Genomic DNA, 2,121 nt, shown 5'->3' on the forward strand with positions numbered 1-2,121 from the left:
CGCATATTTCAAACCCTTCCGATAATTTTCCCATAATTTTAGACAAGTCGGACATTGACAAAGAGAAATGCCAGTCAGACACTTGTAGTTACAACAAAACAAGCATCAATCACTGTGAAAACGAGAATACAAACTGAAGAAAACCTCAACAAGGTGACAAACAGGTCAAAATATCGACAGCCCAAGCTAAAACCCTCATTAATGATTCACATCCCGAAATCAGATTTTGTTATTTTCCATGTCGACCAGATAATTCAGAAATTTCAGATAAACCCCCGGTTCCTTTCCAGAATACGTTAACTCTCTAAAACTCCCTTCAGAAATCACCAAAAATGGCTTGAATAACCATTCGATAAGCCCATACGTTGGATTGTCCATCGGCCGTTTAGCATACTCGATATTCGGAAGTTCAAAGAAATTTAGCGATCGGTCTCGTGCCATAGCCTGCATAACTGCCTGAAAGAGTAACGCAATATAGGTAAGCATCATCAACGCTTCGATACGATCTGGATTTTTCAGAAAGAGGGTATCGACTAACATCGGCTTCTTGAGCCGACTGAACAAATTCTCAACCTTCCACTGACCTTTATAACGGAGCAAGACGTCTCGGTTGACCAGTTTATCAGCAGAAACATTAGTGATCAGAGCAAATGATTCAGCTTCCTGCCGGTATTTTAGAATGCGTTCATTTACAGGGATAACATCGATAACTTTGACCCGGAATACTGTCGTAGATTCTTGGGGGCGTGGGTTCTTCGGGGGTCTCCCGGCCGATTTTTTAATGTGCGTTTCCGGTATTGACTCCAGAAGAACCTGATATCTGCCGCGGTTCTGCTCCTTCAGGAACACTCGAATATCCTTCAGAGCATCTGCATCACAGGCATATGTCTCTTTAAATTTCTCTGTGGCGTGTATACGCAGGTCGTCTCGTTCTGTTTTGAGTCGTTTCTCAGTCATCTTATCCGACTTGTTCGTCCGGTAGATCAAAATACGGTAAGAGTGTCCATCGATCATCTCGGAAAATTCCTGCACGGCATAAGTTGCCCGGTCTTTCCCATTTGTATTCACACAACAGGCACCTAACTCAGTCCATGCATTTTCACGATATGCCAGATCACGGAACCGGGATGATACCTTATTGTGAAAATTTGCCGGAATAAGCGATATAAACCAGAGCGGAGTCTCTGATGACGTCATCTCCTTGAAGTTTTTCAGGTTGACCAACTTGGAATCGGCGATATAGATATATTCAGATAGTTTATCTCCCAAGATTACCTTTAACCGTAGGATGGCTTCGGTGTTCCAGGTGCTGTCGGACATATTGCCATCAAGCGATTTGGCGTCGAACACAATGCCATTGCCGTCAACGATTATGCCGGTTTTTACCTGTTTCAGATCCGGTCGGTGATCTTTACTATGTCCATTCGCGGGAGTGAGACCTTTATGAGCTGCCTCATCACACATGGCATAGATTCCCTGCAATACATGGGAAGTGGTATCGCTATGCAGTATATAACTCCGGGGTAACCCAAAAAGTTCATAGACCTGCAATGAGATTGATGTAAAAATATCCTGGCATCCTGCTTCGTGTAACCTGTCAAGCAGTGTTGCGAAGGCATGGCTGGTGAAATCCGTAAGCTGAACCGATTCTTCAAAAAGGAGAACCAAATCCAGATCTTCAAGCCGTTCTGAGACTTTATAAAGGGGGATCCGACCATTCTCGGACATAAACATCATATAGATCAGGCATAATGCGAGTGTGCCTGGACTGACCTTCCACTGGGTATCATCCCATCTGACTTTTTTGTTGATGAAGTCTACAAGATGGAACCGGTCGGAGTAGTGTTTTACCAACAGAAAGATGTACGGAGTGGAGTATCCTGAACGCTTTCGGGCGGTCTTGATGATCTCTTTCAAATCGTTGTTAAATTTCTGACCGTCCCGGAATCGGGGATTCAGTTTACGGAGCTCTTTAGGGTTTGCGGGTGCTTCTGAATTCATTAATCCTATACATTATTGATTTCTTAGTTATATATTTAAGTACTAATACATTTGGACAGAAGGAAATCTGTAACTTAAAATAATTCACCACTCAGTTTGAAGGGGGGATTGAAATATGCG

At 43.2% G+C, this 2,121-nt stretch carries 1 protein-coding gene; it reads right to left on the reverse strand.

The genetic code is table 11. The features are described 5' to 3' along the window. Positions 1 to 219: 219 nt before the first annotated feature. Complete coding sequence (locus Q8O20_RS10125; RefSeq protein ID WP_305531061.1) at positions 220 to 2,001, reverse strand: IS1634 family transposase; 1,782 nt, start codon at positions 1,999 to 2,001, stop codon at positions 220 to 222. Positions 2,002 to 2,121 lie beyond the last annotated feature (120 nt).

Source organism: Sulfuricurvum sp., from assembly GCF_030691015.1.
Lineage (GTDB): Bacteria > Campylobacterota > Campylobacteria > Campylobacterales > Sulfurimonadaceae > Sulfuricurvum.

Excerpts from the sequence above, each read along its gene's own strand:
- Q8O20_RS10125 (WP_305531061.1), bottom strand. The coding sequence starts at position 2,001 with ATGAATTCAGAAGCACCCGCAAACCCTAAAGAGCTCCGTAAACTGAAT.